The sequence below is a fragment of the Sphingobium sp. DC-2 genome, assembly GCF_000722555.1.
Taxonomy (GTDB): Bacteria; Pseudomonadota; Alphaproteobacteria; order Sphingomonadales; family Sphingomonadaceae; genus Sphingobium; species Sphingobium quisquiliarum.
In genome coordinates this window covers 26,529-44,208 of record NZ_JNAC01000131.1, presented here as the reverse complement: position 1 = coordinate 44,208, position 17,680 = coordinate 26,529, and the positions used below count along the sequence as shown (strand labels likewise).

Annotated in this window: 16 protein-coding genes; 10 read left to right on the top strand and 6 right to left on the bottom strand. The window is 64.6% G+C overall.

From position 1 onward, the window contains the following. Positions 1-43: 43 nt before the first annotated feature. Entirely contained in the window at positions 44-1,447 is a 1,404-nt protein-coding gene (locus tag ET21_RS0122620) for a M17 family metallopeptidase (RefSeq protein WP_021238209.1), read from the bottom strand. Positions 1,448-1,586: 139 nt separating this feature from the next. On the opposite strand from ET21_RS0122620, the gene ET21_RS0122615 reads away from it, so the two are divergent. Both ET21_RS0122615 and ET21_RS0122610 read left to right on the top strand, forming a co-directional pair. Further along, positions 1,587-1,790, top strand: coding sequence for a hypothetical protein (locus ET21_RS0122615; RefSeq protein ID WP_021238210.1), 204 nt, complete (start codon positions 1,587-1,589; stop codon positions 1,788-1,790). A gap of 11 nt (positions 1,791-1,801) precedes the next feature. Beyond that, positions 1,802-2,635 (top strand): DUF4163 domain-containing protein, encoded by an 834-nt coding sequence (locus ET21_RS0122610; RefSeq protein ID WP_030541481.1) that lies wholly within the window; start codon positions 1,802-1,804, stop codon positions 2,633-2,635. A 6-nt stretch (positions 2,636-2,641) separates the two neighbouring features. Here ET21_RS0122610 and rimO read toward each other — a convergent pair whose 3' ends face one another. The 4 genes from rimO to serS form a co-directional block, all read right to left on the bottom strand. Continuing rightward, on the bottom strand, positions 2,642-4,027 hold the full coding sequence (gene rimO, locus ET21_RS0122605; RefSeq protein WP_021238212.1) for a 30S ribosomal protein S12 methylthiotransferase RimO: 1,386 nt from the start codon (positions 4,025-4,027) through the stop codon (positions 2,642-2,644). 47 nt (positions 4,028-4,074) lie between these two features. Further along, positions 4,075-5,133, bottom strand: a complete 1,059-nt coding sequence (locus ET21_RS0122600) for a TrkA family potassium uptake protein (RefSeq protein WP_030541480.1) — start codon at positions 5,131-5,133, stop codon at positions 4,075-4,077. Positions 5,134-5,242: 109 nt separating this feature from the next. Next, on the bottom strand, positions 5,243-6,007 hold the full coding sequence (surE, locus tag ET21_RS0122595; RefSeq protein ID WP_030541479.1) for a 5'/3'-nucleotidase SurE: 765 nt from the start codon (positions 6,005-6,007) through the stop codon (positions 5,243-5,245). Positions 6,008-6,014: 7 nt separating this feature from the next. Then, positions 6,015-7,298: a serine--tRNA ligase gene (serS, locus tag ET21_RS0122590; protein ID WP_030541478.1), complete on the bottom strand. Its 1,284-nt coding sequence runs from the start codon at positions 7,296-7,298 to the stop codon at positions 6,015-6,017. A gap of 90 nt (positions 7,299-7,388) precedes the next feature. Here serS and ET21_RS0122585 point away from each other — a divergent pair, with 90 nt between their 5' ends. From ET21_RS0122585 to ET21_RS0122565, 4 genes are all read left to right on the top strand, one after another. Continuing rightward, positions 7,389-7,826: a host attachment protein gene (locus ET21_RS0122585; protein ID WP_021238216.1), complete on the top strand. Its 438-nt coding sequence runs from the start codon at positions 7,389-7,391 to the stop codon at positions 7,824-7,826. Positions 7,827-8,009: 183 nt separating this feature from the next. Then, positions 8,010-8,681, top strand: coding sequence for a hypothetical protein (locus ET21_RS0122575; RefSeq protein ID WP_237751653.1), 672 nt, complete (start codon positions 8,010-8,012; stop codon positions 8,679-8,681). 489 nt (positions 8,682-9,170) lie between these two features. Next, positions 9,171-9,635, top strand: a complete 465-nt coding sequence (gene dksA / locus ET21_RS0122570; protein WP_021238217.1) for an RNA polymerase-binding protein DksA — start codon at positions 9,171-9,173, stop codon at positions 9,633-9,635. 61 nt (positions 9,636-9,696) lie between these two features. Continuing rightward, on the top strand, positions 9,697-10,059 hold the full coding sequence (locus ET21_RS0122565) for a PilZ domain-containing protein (protein WP_030541476.1): 363 nt from the start codon (positions 9,697-9,699) through the stop codon (positions 10,057-10,059). A 125-nt stretch (positions 10,060-10,184) separates the two neighbouring features. On the opposite strand, the gene ET21_RS27370 is transcribed toward ET21_RS0122565, so the two are convergent. Beyond that, on the bottom strand, positions 10,185-10,343 hold the full coding sequence (locus ET21_RS27370) for a YdcH family protein (RefSeq protein ID WP_021238219.1): 159 nt from the start codon (positions 10,341-10,343) through the stop codon (positions 10,185-10,187). A 187-nt stretch (positions 10,344-10,530) separates the two neighbouring features. Between ET21_RS27370 and ET21_RS0122555 the strand changes: the two genes are divergently transcribed. The 4 genes from ET21_RS0122555 to ET21_RS0122540 all read left to right on the top strand — a co-directional run bounded on the left by ET21_RS0122555 (position 10,531) and on the right by ET21_RS0122540 (position 17,600). After that, entirely contained in the window at positions 10,531-10,710 is a 180-nt protein-coding gene (locus tag ET21_RS0122555) for a YdcH family protein (RefSeq protein WP_030541475.1), read from the top strand. Between the two features lie 120 nt (positions 10,711-10,830). After that, positions 10,831-11,310, top strand: a complete 480-nt coding sequence (locus ET21_RS0122550; protein WP_021238221.1) for a DUF1465 family protein — start codon at positions 10,831-10,833, stop codon at positions 11,308-11,310. A gap of 72 nt (positions 11,311-11,382) precedes the next feature. Next, entirely contained in the window at positions 11,383-13,431 is a 2,049-nt protein-coding gene (locus ET21_RS0122545) for an autotransporter assembly complex family protein (RefSeq protein ID WP_030541474.1), read from the top strand. Next, positions 13,431-17,600, top strand: coding sequence for a translocation/assembly module TamB domain-containing protein (locus ET21_RS0122540; protein ID WP_030541473.1), 4,170 nt, complete (start codon positions 13,431-13,433; stop codon positions 17,598-17,600). Before ET21_RS0122545 ends, ET21_RS0122540 begins: the two co-directional genes overlap by 1 nt. The last annotated feature ends 80 nt before the right edge of the window (positions 17,601-17,680 follow it).

Genomic DNA, 17,680 nt, shown 5'->3' with positions numbered 1-17,680 from the left:
CACAATGTCTAATGCGGTTGCGTAACGGCATTGTGGCAAATGATCATTTCTGCGCAGCTCCGCCGTAGCGTCTTTGCAGCAGGTGGAAGACGGAACGCAGGCCCAGCGCTTCGCCGCCCTTGGGCCGTCCCGGACGCGGCGAGGGACGCCATGCGAACGTGTCCAGATGCATCCATTTCGCGTTCTCCGGCACGAAACGCTTGAGGAACAGCGCGGCGGTGATCGCGCCTGCGAATCCGCCTTCACCGGCATTGTTGATGTCGGCAATGTCCGATTTCAGCATTTCGGCATAGCCGTCCCACAGCGGCAAGCGCCAGCAGGGGTCATCGGCCGCCTTGCCCGCTTCCTCCATCTCCGCCGCCAGCGCATCGTCGTTGGTGAAGAGGGCGGGCAGATCCGGCCCGACCGCGACCCGCGCCGCGCCGGTCAAGGTCGCATAGTCGATGATCAACTCCGGCTCGTCCTCTCCCGCCAGCGCCAGCGCGTCGCCCAGCACCAGGCGGCCTTCCGCGTCGGTATTGCCGATCTCCACAGTCAGCCCCTTGCGGCTGCGCAATATGTCGCCGGGGCGGAAGGCGCTGCCCCCCACGGCATTTTCAGCGGCGGGGATCAGCATGTGCAGCCGGACGGCCAGGCCTGAACCCATGATCAGGCGCGCCAGGGCCAGCGCGTGGGCAGCGCCCCCCATGTCCTTCTTCATCAGGCGCATCGCCGAAGACGGCTTGATGTCCAGCCCGCCGCTGTCGAAGCATATGCCCTTGCCAACGATCGCAAGGCGCGGGTGCGACGGATCGCCCCAGCGAAGCTCGATCAGGCGCGGCGCGAAGGCTTTGTCCGCAGCGCGGCCGACCGCGTGGATCATGGGGAAGCCCTGTTCCAGCGCATCGCCTTTTGTCACGGTCAGGGTAGCGCCGAACTCGTCCGCGACCTTGCGGGCGGCCTCTTCAAGCTGGGGAGGGCCCATGTCGGCGGCAGGTGTGTTCACCAGATCGCGGACAAGCGCAACGGCTTGCGCAAGCCTTACGGCGGCGTCGATCTTCGCCACTTCCCCCGTCAGCAATATGCGCGGGCCGGATGCGGCGTCATCCTTGCGGTAGCGGTCGAAGCGATATTGGGCGGTCAGCCAGCCAAGCATCGCCGGGCCTGCCTGCGCATCCGCAAGGCGATAGTGCCCCTCAGGCAGCACCTCCGCCAGCTTGGCCAGGCACCATGCGCCCAGTTCCGCATGATTGGCCACGCCCGCGACGACCGACCAGTCTCCGGCGCTTTCGCCCGGTACGATCGCATGTTCATAGCCTTTTCCGCTGAACTTCTGCGCCGCGATGACGGCCCAGACGCGATCGGGCTGCGCCGCCAGCCATGTTTCGAAGCTTCCAGCATCCACAATCTGGATCATATGGGCTGGCTGGTTGTTATCGGCTTTGATCAGGTCGGAAAACTGCGTCATGCCATGAACTCTGAACAATGGCGGCAAGGTTGGGAAGCGGAATTTTCGTCGCTGGGAAGGCTCATCATGACGGCTGGGCCTTTGCCAACTGCGCTCGCCGGGTCTAAATTGGAACCACGGGTAAAAAAGGAGAAAAGCGATGATGCATAGCGAAGACAGCCGTTTACAGGCGCTGCGCGCCCGCGCTTACGCCTTGGCCGAAAGCGGGCGCTTCGATGGCGCCCATGCCGTGGAGCAGGCGCTGGTGGCGGAAGGCTGGCCCAACGCCGCCGCCGCGCTGCAAAGCAGCTATACGCGCAAGGCGATCAGCGAGCGCTGTCTGGCGGCGGCCAAAGCGCATTGAGCACCGCATCGATGTTGCTGACGGGGCCGCTCGCTGGAGCGGCCCTGCTGCTGTGCGCCTGTTCTCCCTCCAGCCAGAATGAAGCCAAGGGTCAGGATGGTGCCGCGGATGTCGCCACCACCAATTTCCTCAACCGCATGGCGGGAGCGGAAGCGCCGCGCCCTGCACCGGCCAAGCCGTTCGAGCAGTCGGAAAAGACCGAATTGCTGGAATTCCTCTATGCCTGGCCCGCTCAGGTGTCTGCCGTGCCTGACCTTGCGGCCAAGCTGCGCAAGGACATGACGGAGGGGAAGGCCGACGCATTGAAGATGGCGGAGCAGGACCGGAAGGGGGCGCGTCAGTCGGGCTTTCCTTTTCACGCGCATAGCCTGGAAACCCGCTGGACGGTGACGGCGGACACGCCGCGCTTTCTGGCGCTGCAATCGACCAACTATAGCTATACGGGCGGCGCACATGGGATGACGGCTTACAAGGCCCTGTTGTGGGACAAGGCGCGCCGCCGGGAAACCAGCTTTCCGGCGCTGATGACATCAGAGGCCGCATTCGCCGCTGCGATTCGCGACCGCTTTTGCGACGAACTGGACAAGGCGCGGGCGGAGAAGCGTGGCGAACCTGTCACGCGAGGCGGGGACGATCCCTTCTCCGACTGCATCGATCCGATGAAGGAAGTGCTGACGCCCGTGTCGAAGGGCGGCAAGCTGATCGAAGGCGTCACCGTGATGATCAGTCCTTACAGCGCCGGTCCTTATGCGGAAGGAAGCTATGAAGTGTTCCTGCCGGTGGACGCCGCGATGCGCAAGGCGATCAAGACGGAATATCAGGACGCTTTCGCCGCGCCGGGGTAAGCTGCCTCAACGGGTGGCGGGCACGCCGTAAAGGTCGTGCTCGTCGGCATCTTCGATCAGGACGTCGAAAATATCCCCGGCCTTTCGCCCTTCCCCGGCATCGCGCAGGAAGACGTTGCCGTCGATCTCCGGCGCATCCGCCTGGCTGCGGCCCGTCGCGCCGATCGCGCCATCCTCGTCCGCTTCCCCGACCTCATCCAGGATGACGGGGATCACGCAGCCAACCTTTGCGCTGAGCTTCGCGGCGCTGATCGCGGCGGTCCGTTCCATGATCCGCTGGTAGCGTTCCTCCTTCACCTCTTCGGGCACCGCGCCGGGCAGGCCGTTCGCGGCCGCGCCTTCGACCGGCTCGAACCGGAAAGCGCCGACCCGGTCAAGCTGCGCTTCGTCCAGCCATTCGAGCAGATATTGGAAATCCTGCTCCGTCTCGCCGGGGAAGCCGACGACGAAGGACGACCGGATGGCGATATCCGGGCAGATCGACCGCCAGTTGCGGATGCGGTCCAGCACCTTGGCTTCATTGGCGGGACGCTTCATCGCCTTGAGCACATTGGGCGAGGCGTGCTGGAACGGTATGTCCAGATAGGGCGTCAGCAGCCCCTCCGCCATCAGCGGGATGACCTGATCCACATGCGGATAGGGATAGACATAATGCAGCCGCACCCATGGCGGCGTGCCATCGGCGGTGCGCAGCTGGCCAAGCTCCCGCGCCAGATCGGTCATGTGGGCGCGGACATCACGCCCCTTCCACGACCGGCTCTCATGCCGGGTGTCGACGCCATAGGCCGAGGTGTCCTGGCTGATGACCAGTAGTTCCTTCGTCCCCGCCTGCACCAGCTTTTCCGCCTCGCGCAGCACCGCGTCCACGCGCCGCGACACGAGGTCGCCCCGGATCGACGGGATGATGCAGAAGGAGCAGCGATGGTTGCAGCCCTCGGAAATCTTGAGATAGCTGTAATGGCGCGGCGTCAGTTTCAGCCCGCCTTCGGGCACCAGGTCGACAAAGGCGTTGGGCACCGGCGGCGATGCTTCATGCACCGCATTCACCACCGCCTCATATTGATGCGCGCCGGTTACGGCCAGCACCTGCGGGAATTTCTGGCGGATCAGTTCCGCCTCATTGCCCATGCAGCCCGTGACGATCACGCGGCCATTTTCGGCGATGGCTTCCCCGATCGCCTCCAGCGATTCTTCCTTGGCCGAATCAAGGAAGCCGCAGGTGTTCACGAGCACGACGTCCGCGCCCGCATAGTCGGCCGACATCTGATAGCCGTCGGACCGCAGCTTGGTCAGGATGCGCTCGCTGTCGACCAGTGCCTTGGGACAGCCCAGCGACACCATGCCGACCTTCGGCGCTTCGGGAATTTTGGTTGCCATGATCGGCGCGCACATAGTGATTTTCGGGGGCCATGTCACCAATAGCCTTTGTTGCGGCGGAGTCAGGCGGGATTGTGCGGTCCGTCATGCTCCACGCCCGCCACGATCTCGATGATCATGTCGCCGCTCTGCAACTGCGCGGCACCGGGTTCCCAAAAGCCGATGACCTGCGTTCCGCGATAGATGCGCACGCCCAGCCCCGTTCGTATCGCCGACAGCGGCCCGCCGACCTCTTCGGGCATGACGCATCGCTCGTGCAGACGCACCTGTCCTCCCGTAGCGGCAAGGTCGGCCATATAGTCGGCGATGTGCGGCCCGCTGGTGCTGCCCGCCAGCAGCAGCCCGGCAAAGCTGACCGGATTGATCACGGTCGTCGCCCCCGCCTGGCGCGCGGGCAGTTCATTATCCTCGTTGCGCACCACGATGCTGATCGGCAGGCGCGGCGCGAGATGGCGGGCGGTCAGCGTGATCAGGATCGACGTGTCGTCCCGTCCCGCCGAAACGATCAGCGTCCGCGCGCGATGGACCGCCACGTCCTTCAACGTCCGGTCGCGCGTGGAATCGCCGCACATGACGTTACAGCCCAGATCTTCCGCCTGGATCAGGGCCTTTTCATCCGGGTCCACGACGACGATCTCGCGCGGATCGACGCCCCGCGCCAGCAGCTCATGCACCGCTTCGCTGCCGCTGGTGCCAAAGCCGGTCACGATGATGTGATTGTGCAGATCGGCCTGAATGCGAGCCATGCGCCACCTGTAGAGGATGTTGCGGAAAAACAGATTATAGGCCGTGCCAAGGAATATCAGCCATACGAACAGCCGGATCGGCGTGACCAGCAATGCTTCGAACAGCCGGGCTTCGGGGCTGACCGGCACGATGTCGCCATAGCCCACGGTCGTCACCGTCACGGTGGTGAAGTAGAGCACGTCGATGAAGCTGATCCGGCCGTCCAGATTGTCCTTGAGCCCGTCGCGACCCACCCAGTGGATCGCAAGCACCACCGCCACCAGGCCGAACACCAGCGCCACGCGCCAGGCAAGGTCCGCCCAGACCGGCATGGATGACCTGCGCCTGAGGAAGCCGGTCATGGCCAGCGGCGGGCGCATCGGCGTGATCCTCATGGGCGGCAACGCGCCGATGCCGCGTCCATGTGCAGGCCGGAAAGGAAAGGGCGGGGCATTCGCGCCACCCTAATGCAGCACGGCCACGCTTTCCATCCCCGCCAGCGGGTCAGAGGCCGAAGGCCTGCGCCGTCGCGGCCAGCGCGCTGTCCTGCGTCAGGTCGTAATGCAGCGGGGTCACCGTCACATATCCATCGGCGATGGCGGCAAGGTCGCTGCCTTCGGGCACGGCGGCGCTGCTGCCAAGGCCGAACCAGTAATAGCGGTAGCCGCGCGGGTCCGTTCCTTCCACAATGTGCGTGCGGCCCACATCATGGAAGCCCTGCCGGGCGACGCGGATGCCCTTGACCTCATCCGGGTCGATCGCGGGGAAGTTGACGTTGAACAGCATGCGCGGGCTGGCGGGCATCGCGATCAGCGGGCGCAGCACCTTTTCGCCCCAGGCGCTGGCGGCGGCGAAAGGCACGCTGTCCGCCATGCCTTCCCGCGCATAAACCTGGCTGAGCGCGATGGACTTTATGCCGGAGATCGCGCCTTCCATCGCAGCCGACACGGTGCCCGAATAGGTCACGTCCTCCGCCAGGTTCGCGCCCCGGTTGACGCCGGACAGGATCAGGTCGGGGCGGCAATCCTTCATCAGGTGACCGACCGCCATCATCACCGCGTCGGTCGGCGTGCCGGTGACGCTGTAATGCTTGTCGCCATGCTTGCGAATGCGCAGGGGGCGGGTCAGCGTCAGGCTGTGCCCGGCGCCCGATTGCTCCTCGCTCGGCGCGACGATCCAGATGTCGTCCGACAGGGTGCGCGCAATATCCTCCAGCACCTTGAGGCCAGGCGCATACACGCCATCATCATTGGTGAGCAGGATGCGCATGGATAACCTAACCTCCGTTGGGGCTGAGCTTCGTGATCCCGCCCATATACGGCGCCAGCACGGCGGGTACGATGACGCTGCCATCCTCCTGCTGGTAATTTTCCAGCACCGCGACCAGCGTCCGCCCGACCGCCAGTCCCGATCCGTTCAGCGTGTGCAGGAAACGCGTCTGCTTCTCACCCTCCGGCCGGTAGCGCGCATTCATGCGCCGGGCCTGGAAATCGCCGCAGTTCGAGACGGAGCTGATTTCGCGGTAGGTCTGCTGGCTCGGCAGCCAGACCTCCAGATCATAGGTTTTGGCCGCGGAAAAGCCCATGTCGCCGGCGCACAGCAGCATCTTGCGATAGGGCAGTTCCAGCGCCTGCAATATGCCTTCGGCCGCCGCGCACATCCGCTCATGCTCCGCCGCCGATTCATCGGGCGCGCAGATGGCGACCAGTTCCACCTTCTCGAACTGATGCTGGCGGATGAAGCCGCGCGTGTCGCGCCCCGCCGAGCCCGCTTCGGACCGGAAACAGGGGGTCAGCGCCGTCAGCCGCAGCGGCAGATGGTCCACGGGGACGATCTGCTCGCGGACAAGGTTGGTCAGGCTGACCTCCGCCGTCGGGATCAGCCAGCGGTCATCGGTCGTGCGGAAAAGATCCTCGGCGAATTTCGGCAACTGCCCGGTGCCGAACAGTGCTTCGTCGCGCACCAGCAAGGGCGGATTGACTTCCTCATAGCCATTTTCGCCCGTTTGCCTGTCCAGCATATATTGGGCGAGCGCGCGATGCAGCCGCGCCATTGGTCCGCGCAATGCGGCGAAACGCGCACCCGACAAAGCGGCCGCGCCTTCAAAGTCCAATCCTAACGCCGGGCCGAAATCCGCATGGTCCTGCGGCGCGAAACCGAAATCGCGTGGCGTGCCCCAGCGGGCGATCTCGACATTATCCGCCTCGTCCTGGCCGTCGGGCACATCGGCGGCCGGGATGTTGGGCAGGGCGGCCAGAAGCGCCTGCAACTGATCGTCCAGCGCGCGGTCTTCATTTTCCAGCGCGGGCATGCGCTCCTTGAGCGACGCGACTTCCGCCTTCAGCGCCTCTGCCTTGGCAACATCCTTGGCCGCCATCGCCTGACCGATCGCCTTGCTCAATTCGTTGCGGCGCGCCTGGCCCTGCTGCAACTCCGTCTTGATTGCGCGGCTGCGTTCGTCGAGCGGCAGGATTTCCGCGCTCTGCGGAGCCATGCCGCGCCGGGCGAGGCCAGCGTCGAAAGCAGCGGGATTTTCACGGATGAAGCGGATGTCGTGCATGGGTCAGCCCTATGCCGTTCCGCGTTGAACCGCGCAACCCTGCGCGCCGATGTCCGTTGACAGGGCGGCAGACAGAGAAAGGAGCCTTCGATGTGGATCGATCATGATGCGATGGTACTGGTTGCGGACGGACGCAAGATGCTGTTCTTTCGGAACAAGGGCGACCGCTTTGCTCCCAATCTCGAAGCGGAGACCGTCAAGTTGCAGGATAATCCCGCCGACCGGGACCAGTCATCGGACCTGTCGGGCCAGGCTCCCTCGACCATCGGGGGGCAGGCGACGATGGGCAAGACCGACTATCATGCCCAGGAAGAAGCGCGCTTCGCCGCCGAAGCGACCGACCTGTTGAAGCAACGCGCTCTGGCGAACGAGTTTGAAAAGCTGATCGTGGTGGCTCCGCCAGCAGCGCTTGGCGAGATGCGCAAACATTATCACAAGGAAGTGCAAAGCCGTCTGGTGGGAGAGATCGCCAAGGACCTTGCCAACCATCCCGTGCCGGAGATTGAACGGATCATCGCCCAAAGCTGAACCGGCGCGGGTCGAAAATGACAAAGGGGCGGCTCCGCTGGGGCCGCCCCTTTTTGTTCATGCGTCTCGCCGTGTCAGGCGGCTTGCGCCTTCCGCTCGGCAAAGCGCCGCCGGGCCACCAATGCCACGGCCGCCGCGCCGAACAGCAGAACCATCGGCGGCGCGGGAACATCCGTCCCGCCCGTGCTGGTCGATGTACCGCCTGAGGTGCTCGATGAACTGGACGTCGAGCTGCTGGTGGAGGAACTGGACGAGGTGGACGAAGAGGTCGAGCTGGAAGTGGACGAGGAAGAACTGCTCGTCACATTGCCGCTCGACGTCGACACATTACCGCTGGACGTGGAAACGTTACCACTCGACGTAGAGACATTGCCGCTGGACGTAGAGACATTTCCGCTGGAGGTGGACACGCCGCCGGTCGATGTCGAAACGCCGCCGGTGGACGTGGACACGCCGCCCGTCGAGGTGGAAACGCCCCCCGTGGTCGAGCTTGTGGAACTGCTGATGCCGCCGGTCGAACTGCTGGTAGAGGAGATCACGATCGATCCGCCGCCTCCGCCGCCGCTACCCCCGAAGAAGCCGCCGATGAAGCCGCCGCCGAAGGCAGGTCCTCCCGCCATCACCACCGGAGCGCCGCCGCCGCCCCCCGACATCACCGGCATCTCGCTTGCCACCATGGGGGGAGGCAGCGGCACCGGCGGGGCCTGGGTCGTTACGGTGATGGTCTGCGGGGCGCAGGAGGTGACGGTCTTCACCACCTTGCGCTTCACTGGCCGGGTGACATGGCGCCGCGGAGCGGCCTTCGCGCTCTTGTTGCTGTGGACCCCCGCGGGACGAGCGCTTTCCGCGACATGAACCGCACCGCCGCCGATCAAGGCTCCGCCGCAGGTGCATGCGCATAATTTAGCCAATGCCATCCGTACCGACATAGTGATCCACTCTTCTTTGTCTTCTTGTTCTTCCGTCCAGTCACCGCATGCCGGTAATGGCCGTAGAACAATCCCCTTCATGCAAAAATGCAAAAGAGCGCATTAACTTCAATGGCGTTAACTCTGAATGCCGGGGTTAAGTCGAGAGAAATTCTTAATGGCGTTCAATCAAGATGGTTAACGTCCCATTGTGGAACGGCTTTGGCCGGGCAATCGTCTCTTAACGGGGTCATGGCGCCTCCATGTCGTGAAAGTGCCGGGCCGCCACCGGTCTCTCACTGGCGTATGCGGCGGCTGAGTCGCTTTCGGAATGGGCGCTTGTGTCGCCCGGCGCTGCTGGCTATTAGGCGCGCTCAACCATAAGTCACGGCTCCGCAAATCAAACATGAGGGGGCCTATCGAGTCGGAGAGCCAGATGGCATCGGTCCTGAATTCCGATAATGACGGCCAAAATCCGCCAAAATCGGCTGTACTACTTCCCGCCGACTATCGTCCGTCGCCTGACGAAGAGTTCATGAACCCCCTGCAACTCGAATATTTCCGCCAGCGGCTGCTGGACTGGAAAAAGCAGATATTGACGGAGGCGGAAGGCACGCTGGCGGTTCTCCAGAACGAGCCGCTGCGGGAGCCTGACCTCAACGACCGCGCGTCGAGCGAGACCGACTGGTCGATCGAACTGCGCACCCGCGATCGTCAGCGCAAGCTCATTTCCAAGATCGACGCCGCGCTCCGCCGCATTGACGAGGGCGAATATGGCTATTGCGAAGTGACCGGCGAACCCATTTCGCTGGGCCGTCTGGAAGCCCGTCCGATCGCGACCATGACCGTTGAGGCCCAGGAACGGCACGAGCGGCAGGAAAAGGTTTCCCGCGACGATTAACCCTTTGTCCACCGGCTCATGGCAAGTCCGTTAGAAACAGCGGGCATCCCAAGGGTTGATGATGGACAGCGAACAAGATTTGGGTGAGCGGGGTCCGGCGCGGACCGGTCCCAGGGACAGCCTGTTCCTGCTCACCAGCCTGGAGTCCACCGAAGGCGCTCCCCTTGGACGCGCGCGGGTGCGCAACCTGTCCGCCACGGGCATGATGGCCGATTGCGAACGGCCGGTGCCTGCGGGCATCGACCTGCTGATGGAATTGCGCGGCATCGGCTGGATTCGCGGCAAGGTCGTCTGGTCACGCGACGACAAAATAGGCGTTGAGTTCGCTCATGAGATCGACCCGCACATGGCGCGCAAGCCTGTGTCCCGCGATACGCAACGCCAAGCGCCCATCCATTTCCGCCCATCGAAGACCAGTCGCTAGCAATCGCCGCCTGCGGCCGCCTCTGCACACGAGCAGCGGAACAGCGCCTGTCGAAGGAATGCAATGGGCGGGCGGCGAGGACTGACCGGCGATGATGCCGCCCAGTCCCTTCGCCTATGCCGGGCTCAATTTCGCGCCGACATTTCCTCCTTCAGCCGCAGCTTCTGCTTTTTGAGCGAGGCTACCAGGATCGCGTCAGGCATGGGCCGACTCGTCTCCGCCTTGATGCGTGCCTCAAGCCCTGCATGCTTGGCCGAAAGAGCTGAAATGTGGCTATTTTCCATGACATTCTCCTTGCGAGGGTGATGGATGGATGAGTAAATCATGAATCTCCGGCTTTGTCCCCATGCGAACTGTGCTTTGCGGCGGGCCGCCCCAAATTTTGCGATGGTTCGATGGGCGGAGCCAAGCTATCAGGGACAGCCGGAAAAGGGCGTGGAAAGCGAGGGCGGGTTGAGCCGGGAAGACATCATGCGTCGGCTGGAACTGCTGCGGGTCGAGCACAGGGATCTCGATGGCGCGATTGGCGCGCTGGTGGGCAGCGGAGCGGGCGACCAGATGCAGGTCGCGCGACTCAAGAAGCGCAAGCTGCGGCTGCGCGACGAAATCGCGCTGCTGGAAGACTCGCTGATCCCCGACATCATCGCCTGACGGCTCGGTTGCCGGGAGGTTGTGGTTAATTCCGCGCCAGAACGGCCCCGAATGGGACAGGCCGCGCAACAGGGTGCGCCTGGGCCTGACAAGCCATATCTTTTATGTCAGGAATGCAGCATGTCTCCCACTCCGTTCCTTGATCGCGGTCTGCACCGGCGTCTTGTCGACGGCCTGTATCTGGAAGCCATGGTCATGGCGGATGAGGCGCGGTCCTATTTCGATATGCGCGAAGCGGAAGAGGAGGGCATCGACGATCCGCTGCGCCGCGTATCTTTCGCCTGCGAATCGCTCAAGGTGACTACCCGGCTGATGCACATCATCGCCTGGCTTCTCAGCCAGCGGGCCTGGCAGCGGGGGGAGATTGGGGATGCGGATCTGACCGACGAAAAATACCGCCTGGGCCGCGCCACCGGCACCGACCCGGAAGTGGCGGCGGCCTTCCCCTTCGCGGCAAGGGCGCTGATCGAGGCGAGCCAGGAACTATATGAGCGCGTCTCCAGATTGCAGGACAGCATGGACAAGATGGCGCGCCCCCGGCCGCAGCAACTGACCAGTCCCGCCCGCGCATTGATGGACCGGCTGAACACGGCTTTTTGAACCCGGCCGGTTGACCGTCCATGTACCGATACGCTCTGGCGCTTGCCCGTCCATATGGTCTAGACCATTGATATGAACACCGGTTTGCGGACCAACTGCCGCATTTCAGGCATGCCGCAAGCTGCTCGACTTGTCTTCGCGCCGCTGCTGCTGTTGGTGCATCCTGCGCATGCGCAGAGTGCTGCCCCGCCCCCAGCGAACGGGGAGGAGCAGACCCCGCTCGATCCCATGCCCGATATTGGCATTGCCTGGCCCGATCTAGAGCAGCCTGATAGCGTAGAGTCCCTTCCCGCTGAAGAGACGGCGGACATGCCCGTGGCCGATGAGCCGGAACTTGCCACGGAAAGCAAGGATGAGGCAGCGGCAGCCGAAACCGATCTAGCTGGTGCCTTCGCCGATCCTGCCCAGGAACATCGCTATACGGTACAGTTGAAGGGCGTGGAGGAGATCGCCGACGCGCAGTTCGACGCGCGCTTTCGCGAATTGTCGGCGCTGCGGCTGGGGGAGGACAAGCCCGCCAATCTGGCCCAGATCAACCGGCGCATTGCGGAAGATACTGAGCTTCTGGACCGGCTGCTGCGGGCCAAGGGCTATTACGCCGCCCGCATCCGCTCCTCCGTCGCCCCGGCGGGTGAGGACCGGTTGGCCGTTTCCTTCCGCATAGTGCCCGGCACGCTCTATCTGCTGTCCTCAGTCGACCTGGAGGGACTATCGGCCGCAGGCGAGCGGGAAGCCAAACTGCGCAGCGCCTTTTCGCTGAAGGCCGGCGACCCGGTCGACGCCGATGCGATCCTGTCGGGGCAGGCAGCGCTGTCGCTTGCACTCGCGGAAAACGGCTTTCCCTTCGCCAAGGTGGGTGAGCCGGAAGTGCATATCGATCATGAGGAACGCAGGGGCGACTTAGACATCGTGGTCTCTCCCGGCGTCTATCGCACCTTCGGCACGATCCTGCTGTCGAACGACGATATATTCAGCGCCCGCCATGTGCAGCGCATCGCCCGGTTCCGGCCGGGCGACCCCTATATGGCGTCCGATGTGGAAGACCTGCGCAACGCCATCATTGCGACCGGCCTTGCCTCTGCCGTCACATTGACGCCCAGGGATGCGGGCGATGGCGAGCATGTGAATCTGGCCGTGGATGTGCGGCCCGCGCCGATGCGGACGGTCGCCGGGGAACTGGGCTACGGCACGGGCGAAGGTTATCGCGCGGAGGTCAGCTGGCAGCACCGCAACCTCTTCCCGCCCGAAGGGGCCGTGACGGTGCGCGGGGTTCTGGGGACGCAGGAGCAGACCGCGTCCTTCACCTACCGGCGCAACAATTTCCGCCGCCGTGACCATGTGCTGACCGGGCTGGTGTCAGTCAGCAACATCAAGCGCGATGCCTATGACGCGCGCACCATAACCTTGTCCGCCGCGTTGGAGCGGCAGACCAACATCCTTTTCCAGAAGAAATGGGTGTGGCGGATCGGCGCTGAGGTCATCGCGTCCGACGAAAAGGACGCTTTCAGCGGCGGGGACCGGCGCACTTTCCTGATTGGCGCCGTGCCGCTCAGCCTGACCTATGACGGCAGTGACGACCTGCTCAATCCCAGCACGGGTTTCCGCTTGGGCGGACGCGTCAGCCCGGAACTGTCCTTCCAGAACAGCACCTTCGGCTATGCGCGCGTGCAGCTGGACGGGAGCGTTTACCAGCCGGTGACCGATCGGGTGGTGGTGGCCGCGCGCGCGCGTTTCGGCACCATATTGGGATCGACGGTCGACCGCATTGCCCCGTCGCGGCGCTTCTATGCGGGCGGCGGCGCGTCGGTGCGCGGCTATGGCTATCAGGCGATCGGCCCGCGCGATTCCAGCAATGATCCGATCGGTGGCAAGAGCCTTGCAGAATTTTCACTGGAATCGCGCATACGCTTCGGCAATTTCGGCGTGGTTCCGTTCGTGGACGCAGGCAATATCTCAACCAGCTTCCTGCCGCGCTTCCGGGACCTGCGGATCGGCGCTGGCATCGGGGTGCGCTATTATAGCAGCTTCGGCCCGATCCGTGTCGATGTCGGCACCCCGCTCAATCCGCAAAAGGATGATCCGAAGATCGCCGTCTATGTCTCGCTGGGACAGGCCTTCTGATGGCGGACGGCGATCCTCAGGTCAAACGTCAACGTGCCTGGGACGGCAGGTGGCAGCGCTGGTTTGCGGGAATGCTGGCCCTGCTGCTGTTCGCCGGCGCGGGGGCGCTGGCCTGGCTGGATACGCCTTCGGGCCACCGCTTCCTCATATCGCGGATCGCCCGGATCGCGCCGCCGTCAGGGTTGCGCATCCATGTCGGCCGCATCGAGGGCAGCATCTATCGCCGGGCGGTGCTGCACGGCCTGACCTTGTCCGATCCGAGGGGCCCCTTTCTGGATGCGCCGCGCGTGGAGCTGGACTGGTGGCCTTTCGCATGGCTTTCCAACCGGCTCGACATCGACCGGCTGGTGATCCCCGCCGCCACCTTGCACAAGCTGCCCAAGCTTAATCCGAGCCAGAGGGAAGGGCCGATCCTTCCCGGCTTCGATATCCGCCTGATGCAATTTTCCATTCAGCGGCTGACGATCGGCAGGAACATCACCGGGCGTGTGCAGCAGGCGACGATCAGCGGGGACGCCGACATTCGGGACCGGCGCGCGGTGATAGACCTTTCCGCGCGGTCACTGGACGGTGATGATGCGCTGAACATCGCGCTCGACAGCCGCCCCGATGACGACCGCTTCGATCTGGACGTGACGCTCAACGCGCCCAAGGGCGGCGTGTTGGCGGCGATGGCTGGCCTGCGGCAGGACGCCAATTTGCGGGTACGCGGGGAAGGAAGCTGGACCCGGTGGGATGGCCGCCTTTCCGGCACGCTGGACGGCGAGCCGGTAGTCGATCTTCAGCTTGGCGCACGGGGCGGGACCTATTCTGCGACCGGCTCGATCGAAGGATCGGCGATAGTGGGGCAGGGGCTGATCCAGCGCCTTTCCGCGCCCCGGCTGGCGGTGAATGCCAAGGGTGCGATGAAGGACCGGCGGATCGATGGCTTCCTCTCGCTGACCTCCGCCGCGCTGGAGCTGAACGCCGACGGGGCGCTGGACCTGCGCAACAATGCGCTCGACAATGTGCTGGTCGATGTGAAGCTGGTTCGCCCGCAAGCCTTGCTTAAATCAATGGGCGGACGGGACGTGACCGCGCGCATCCGCCTGGATGGACCGTTCGCGGCCTTCGGCTATGAATATCTGTTGCGCGCCCGCCAACTGGCGTTCGACCGCACGATGATCAGCGACGTGCGCGCCCAGGGAAAGGGCCGCAAGGCGAAGAATGGCCCGGCACTGATCCCGATTCAGTTCAAGGCGCGGCGGCTCGATGGCCAAGGGGAGCTGGTCGAGGGCATATTGCGCAATTTTTCGCTGGATGGCGTGCTTCAGATCAAGGGCCAGCAAATCGTCAGCAATCCGATGACGATCCGTTCGGACAAACTGAGCGGCAGGCTGCTGATGCTCGCGGACCTTAAGACCGGCCGCTATGATTTCGGCCTTGATGGTCAGATCAGGGGCCTGGCGATCCGGGGACTTGGCATAGTGGACCTTGTATCCCGCCTGCGCGCAGTGCCCGGTCCCAAAGGCACGTTCAGCCTCAGCGGCAGTGCGTCGGCGAAGATGCGGCGGCTGGACAACAGCTTCCTGCGGTCGCTGGGCGGGGGCCTCCCAACGCTGCGCAGCGGCCTGTCGCGGGGACCTGACGGACGGCTGATCTTCTCCGGTCTGCGGCTTGAGGCGCCGTTGCTTAAGCTCTCCGCGGAGGGCTATCGACGGCGCGACCGCACATTCCATTTCGAAGGCAGCGGCACCCATGACCGCTATGGCCCCTTGCGCCTGACGCTGGACGGCCGGGTCGAGCGGCCTGCGGTCGACCTGCTGCTCCAGCGCCCGTTGGATGCGCTGGGCGTCACCGATCTGCATGCACGGCTGACGCCGGTCGATGCCGGATATGGCTTCACTGCCGAAGGAGGTTCGACGCTGGGGCCGTTCACTGGTGATGGCATGATCCTCTTGCCGCGCGATGGGCAGGCCGTGGTGCGGGTGGCGCGCCTTGCCGTTTCCGGTGTCATCGCGAGCGGTGATCTTCTTCCGGTGACCGGCGGGCTTGATGGCCGGCTGGCGGTGACCGGGCCTGTCGCGGGCTTCATCGGCTTCGTGCCAGTGAATGGCGTGCAGCAATTGGTCGTGAAGCTCGATGCCACGGATGCGAGCTTTGCAGGCGCGACGGCGATCTCGATCCGGCGCGGCAAGCTGGACGCGACGATCCTGCTCGATCCGGCTGGTACGTCGGTCAACGCCGCCGTGCAGGCGCGGGGCTTGCGCGTGGGCGGCCTGCTTGTCGGGCGCATGACGGCCAATGCTGAACTGGTGGGTGGCCGGGGCGTCGTTCGGGGCAGCCTGTCGGGCCAGCGCGGACGGCTGTTCGACATTCAGGGAGAGGCCAATGTCGAACCTGACCGCATTCGGCTAACTGCCAAGGGCACGGTGGATGCCCGTCCGGTTAGCCTGACGCGCACAGCGGTCTTCACGCGTACGGAAGGAGGATGGCGGCTTTCCCCCGCGACGATCAGCTATGCGGGCGGATCGGTGCAACTGGGCGGGGAATTGAGCGGCGCGACCACGCGGGTGGAGGCGCGGCTCAACAAGCTGCCGCTGTCGCTGCTCGACATCGCCTATGACGATCTGGGGCTTGGCGGCACCGCGACCGGCGCGCTCAGCTACATTCATACACGCGGGGGACTGCCCAGCGGCACGGCGGAATTGCGGGTGCGCGGCCTTTCCCGCTCCGGCCTGTCGCTCAGTTCACGTCCCGTCGATGCCGGGGTCAACGCTATCCTTTCGCAGGACCGGCTGGCGACCCGCATGGTCTTCGCCGCTGATGGGCAGACGATCGGCCGCGCCCAGGCTCTGCTGACGCCGCTGGGCAGTGAAGGCAGTCTGGTAGAGCGGCTGAACCGCGCGCCTCTATTCGCGCAGCTTCGCTTCAAGGGGACGGCCGATACGCTCTGGCGGCTGACAGGGGTGGAGATCGTCGATATCTCCGGCCCGGTCAGCGTTACCGCCGATGCGCGCGGCACCTTGGGCAATCCCGTCATCGCCGGATCGCTGGCGACGGACAAGGCGGCGATCAACAGCGCGGTCACCGGCATGCGCCTCAGCGGCGTCAGCGCGCGCGGGCGCTTTTCCGGCGCGCAGCTCGTCATTTCGGATTTCTCGGCCACGGCCCGCAACGGCGGCAAGGTGACTGGCACCGGTAGCTTCACCTTCGCGGGCATTGGCGGCGTGGCCATGGACCTGCGGTTGCAGGCGGACGATGCCGCCTTGCTGGAACGCGACGATATCGCCGCTACGGTGAGCGGGCCGATAACGCTGCGGTCCGACGGTACTGGCGGCGCTATCGGCGGCGACCTGATCCTCAACCGCAGCCGTTTCACCCTGGGCAGAGCTGCGGCGGTGGCGCAGATCCCCGAACTGCGCGTCACCGAAACGAGCCGTAACGGCGATGAGATAGAGCGGCCGCGCACGCGGCAGCCTTGGGCACTGGCGATCAAGGCACGGGCGCGTGATCGCCTGACCGTCACCGGCCTTGGCCTCGACAGCGAGTGGCGCGCGAATCTGGACATTGGCGGCACAGTGACCAGCCCCGCCATTTCCGGCCGGGCGGAACTGGTGCGCGGCGGCTATACCTTCGCGGGCAGGCGGTTTGAACTGCGCGAGGGCAAGATCCAGTTCGACGGGCGCACGCCGGTCAATCCGTCACTGGACATCGATGCCGAAGCTGACGTCAATGATCTTACAGCGACCATCCATGTGGGCGGCACGGGCCTTAAACCCGACATCAGCTTCACCAGCGTTCCCGCATTGCCGCAGGATGAGTTGTTGTCCCGCATCCTCTTCGGCACGTCGATCACCAACCTGTCCGCGCCAGAGGCGTTGCAGCTGGCGTCGGCGGTGGGATCGCTCCAGGGCGGGGGCGGGCTGGACCCGATCAACGCGGTGCGCAAGGCAGCGGGGCTGGACCGGCTGCGCATCATCGCGGCCGATCCAGCGCAAGGGCAGGGCACGTCGCTGGCGGCAGGCAAATATCTGACGCGCAAGACCTATGTGGAGCTGATCACCGATGGGCAGGGCTATTCCGCCACTCGTATCGAATATCAGGTGACCCGCTGGCTATCCCTGCTGGCCGCCATATCCACACTGGGACGGGAAAGCGCGAACGTTCGCATTTCGAAGGACTATTGATCCCGCCACGGAGCTGTAGCGGACCGAAGCCTCTCATGTTCCTGCGCTCCTGGAAACATGACCAATGTTCGAACTGGCGC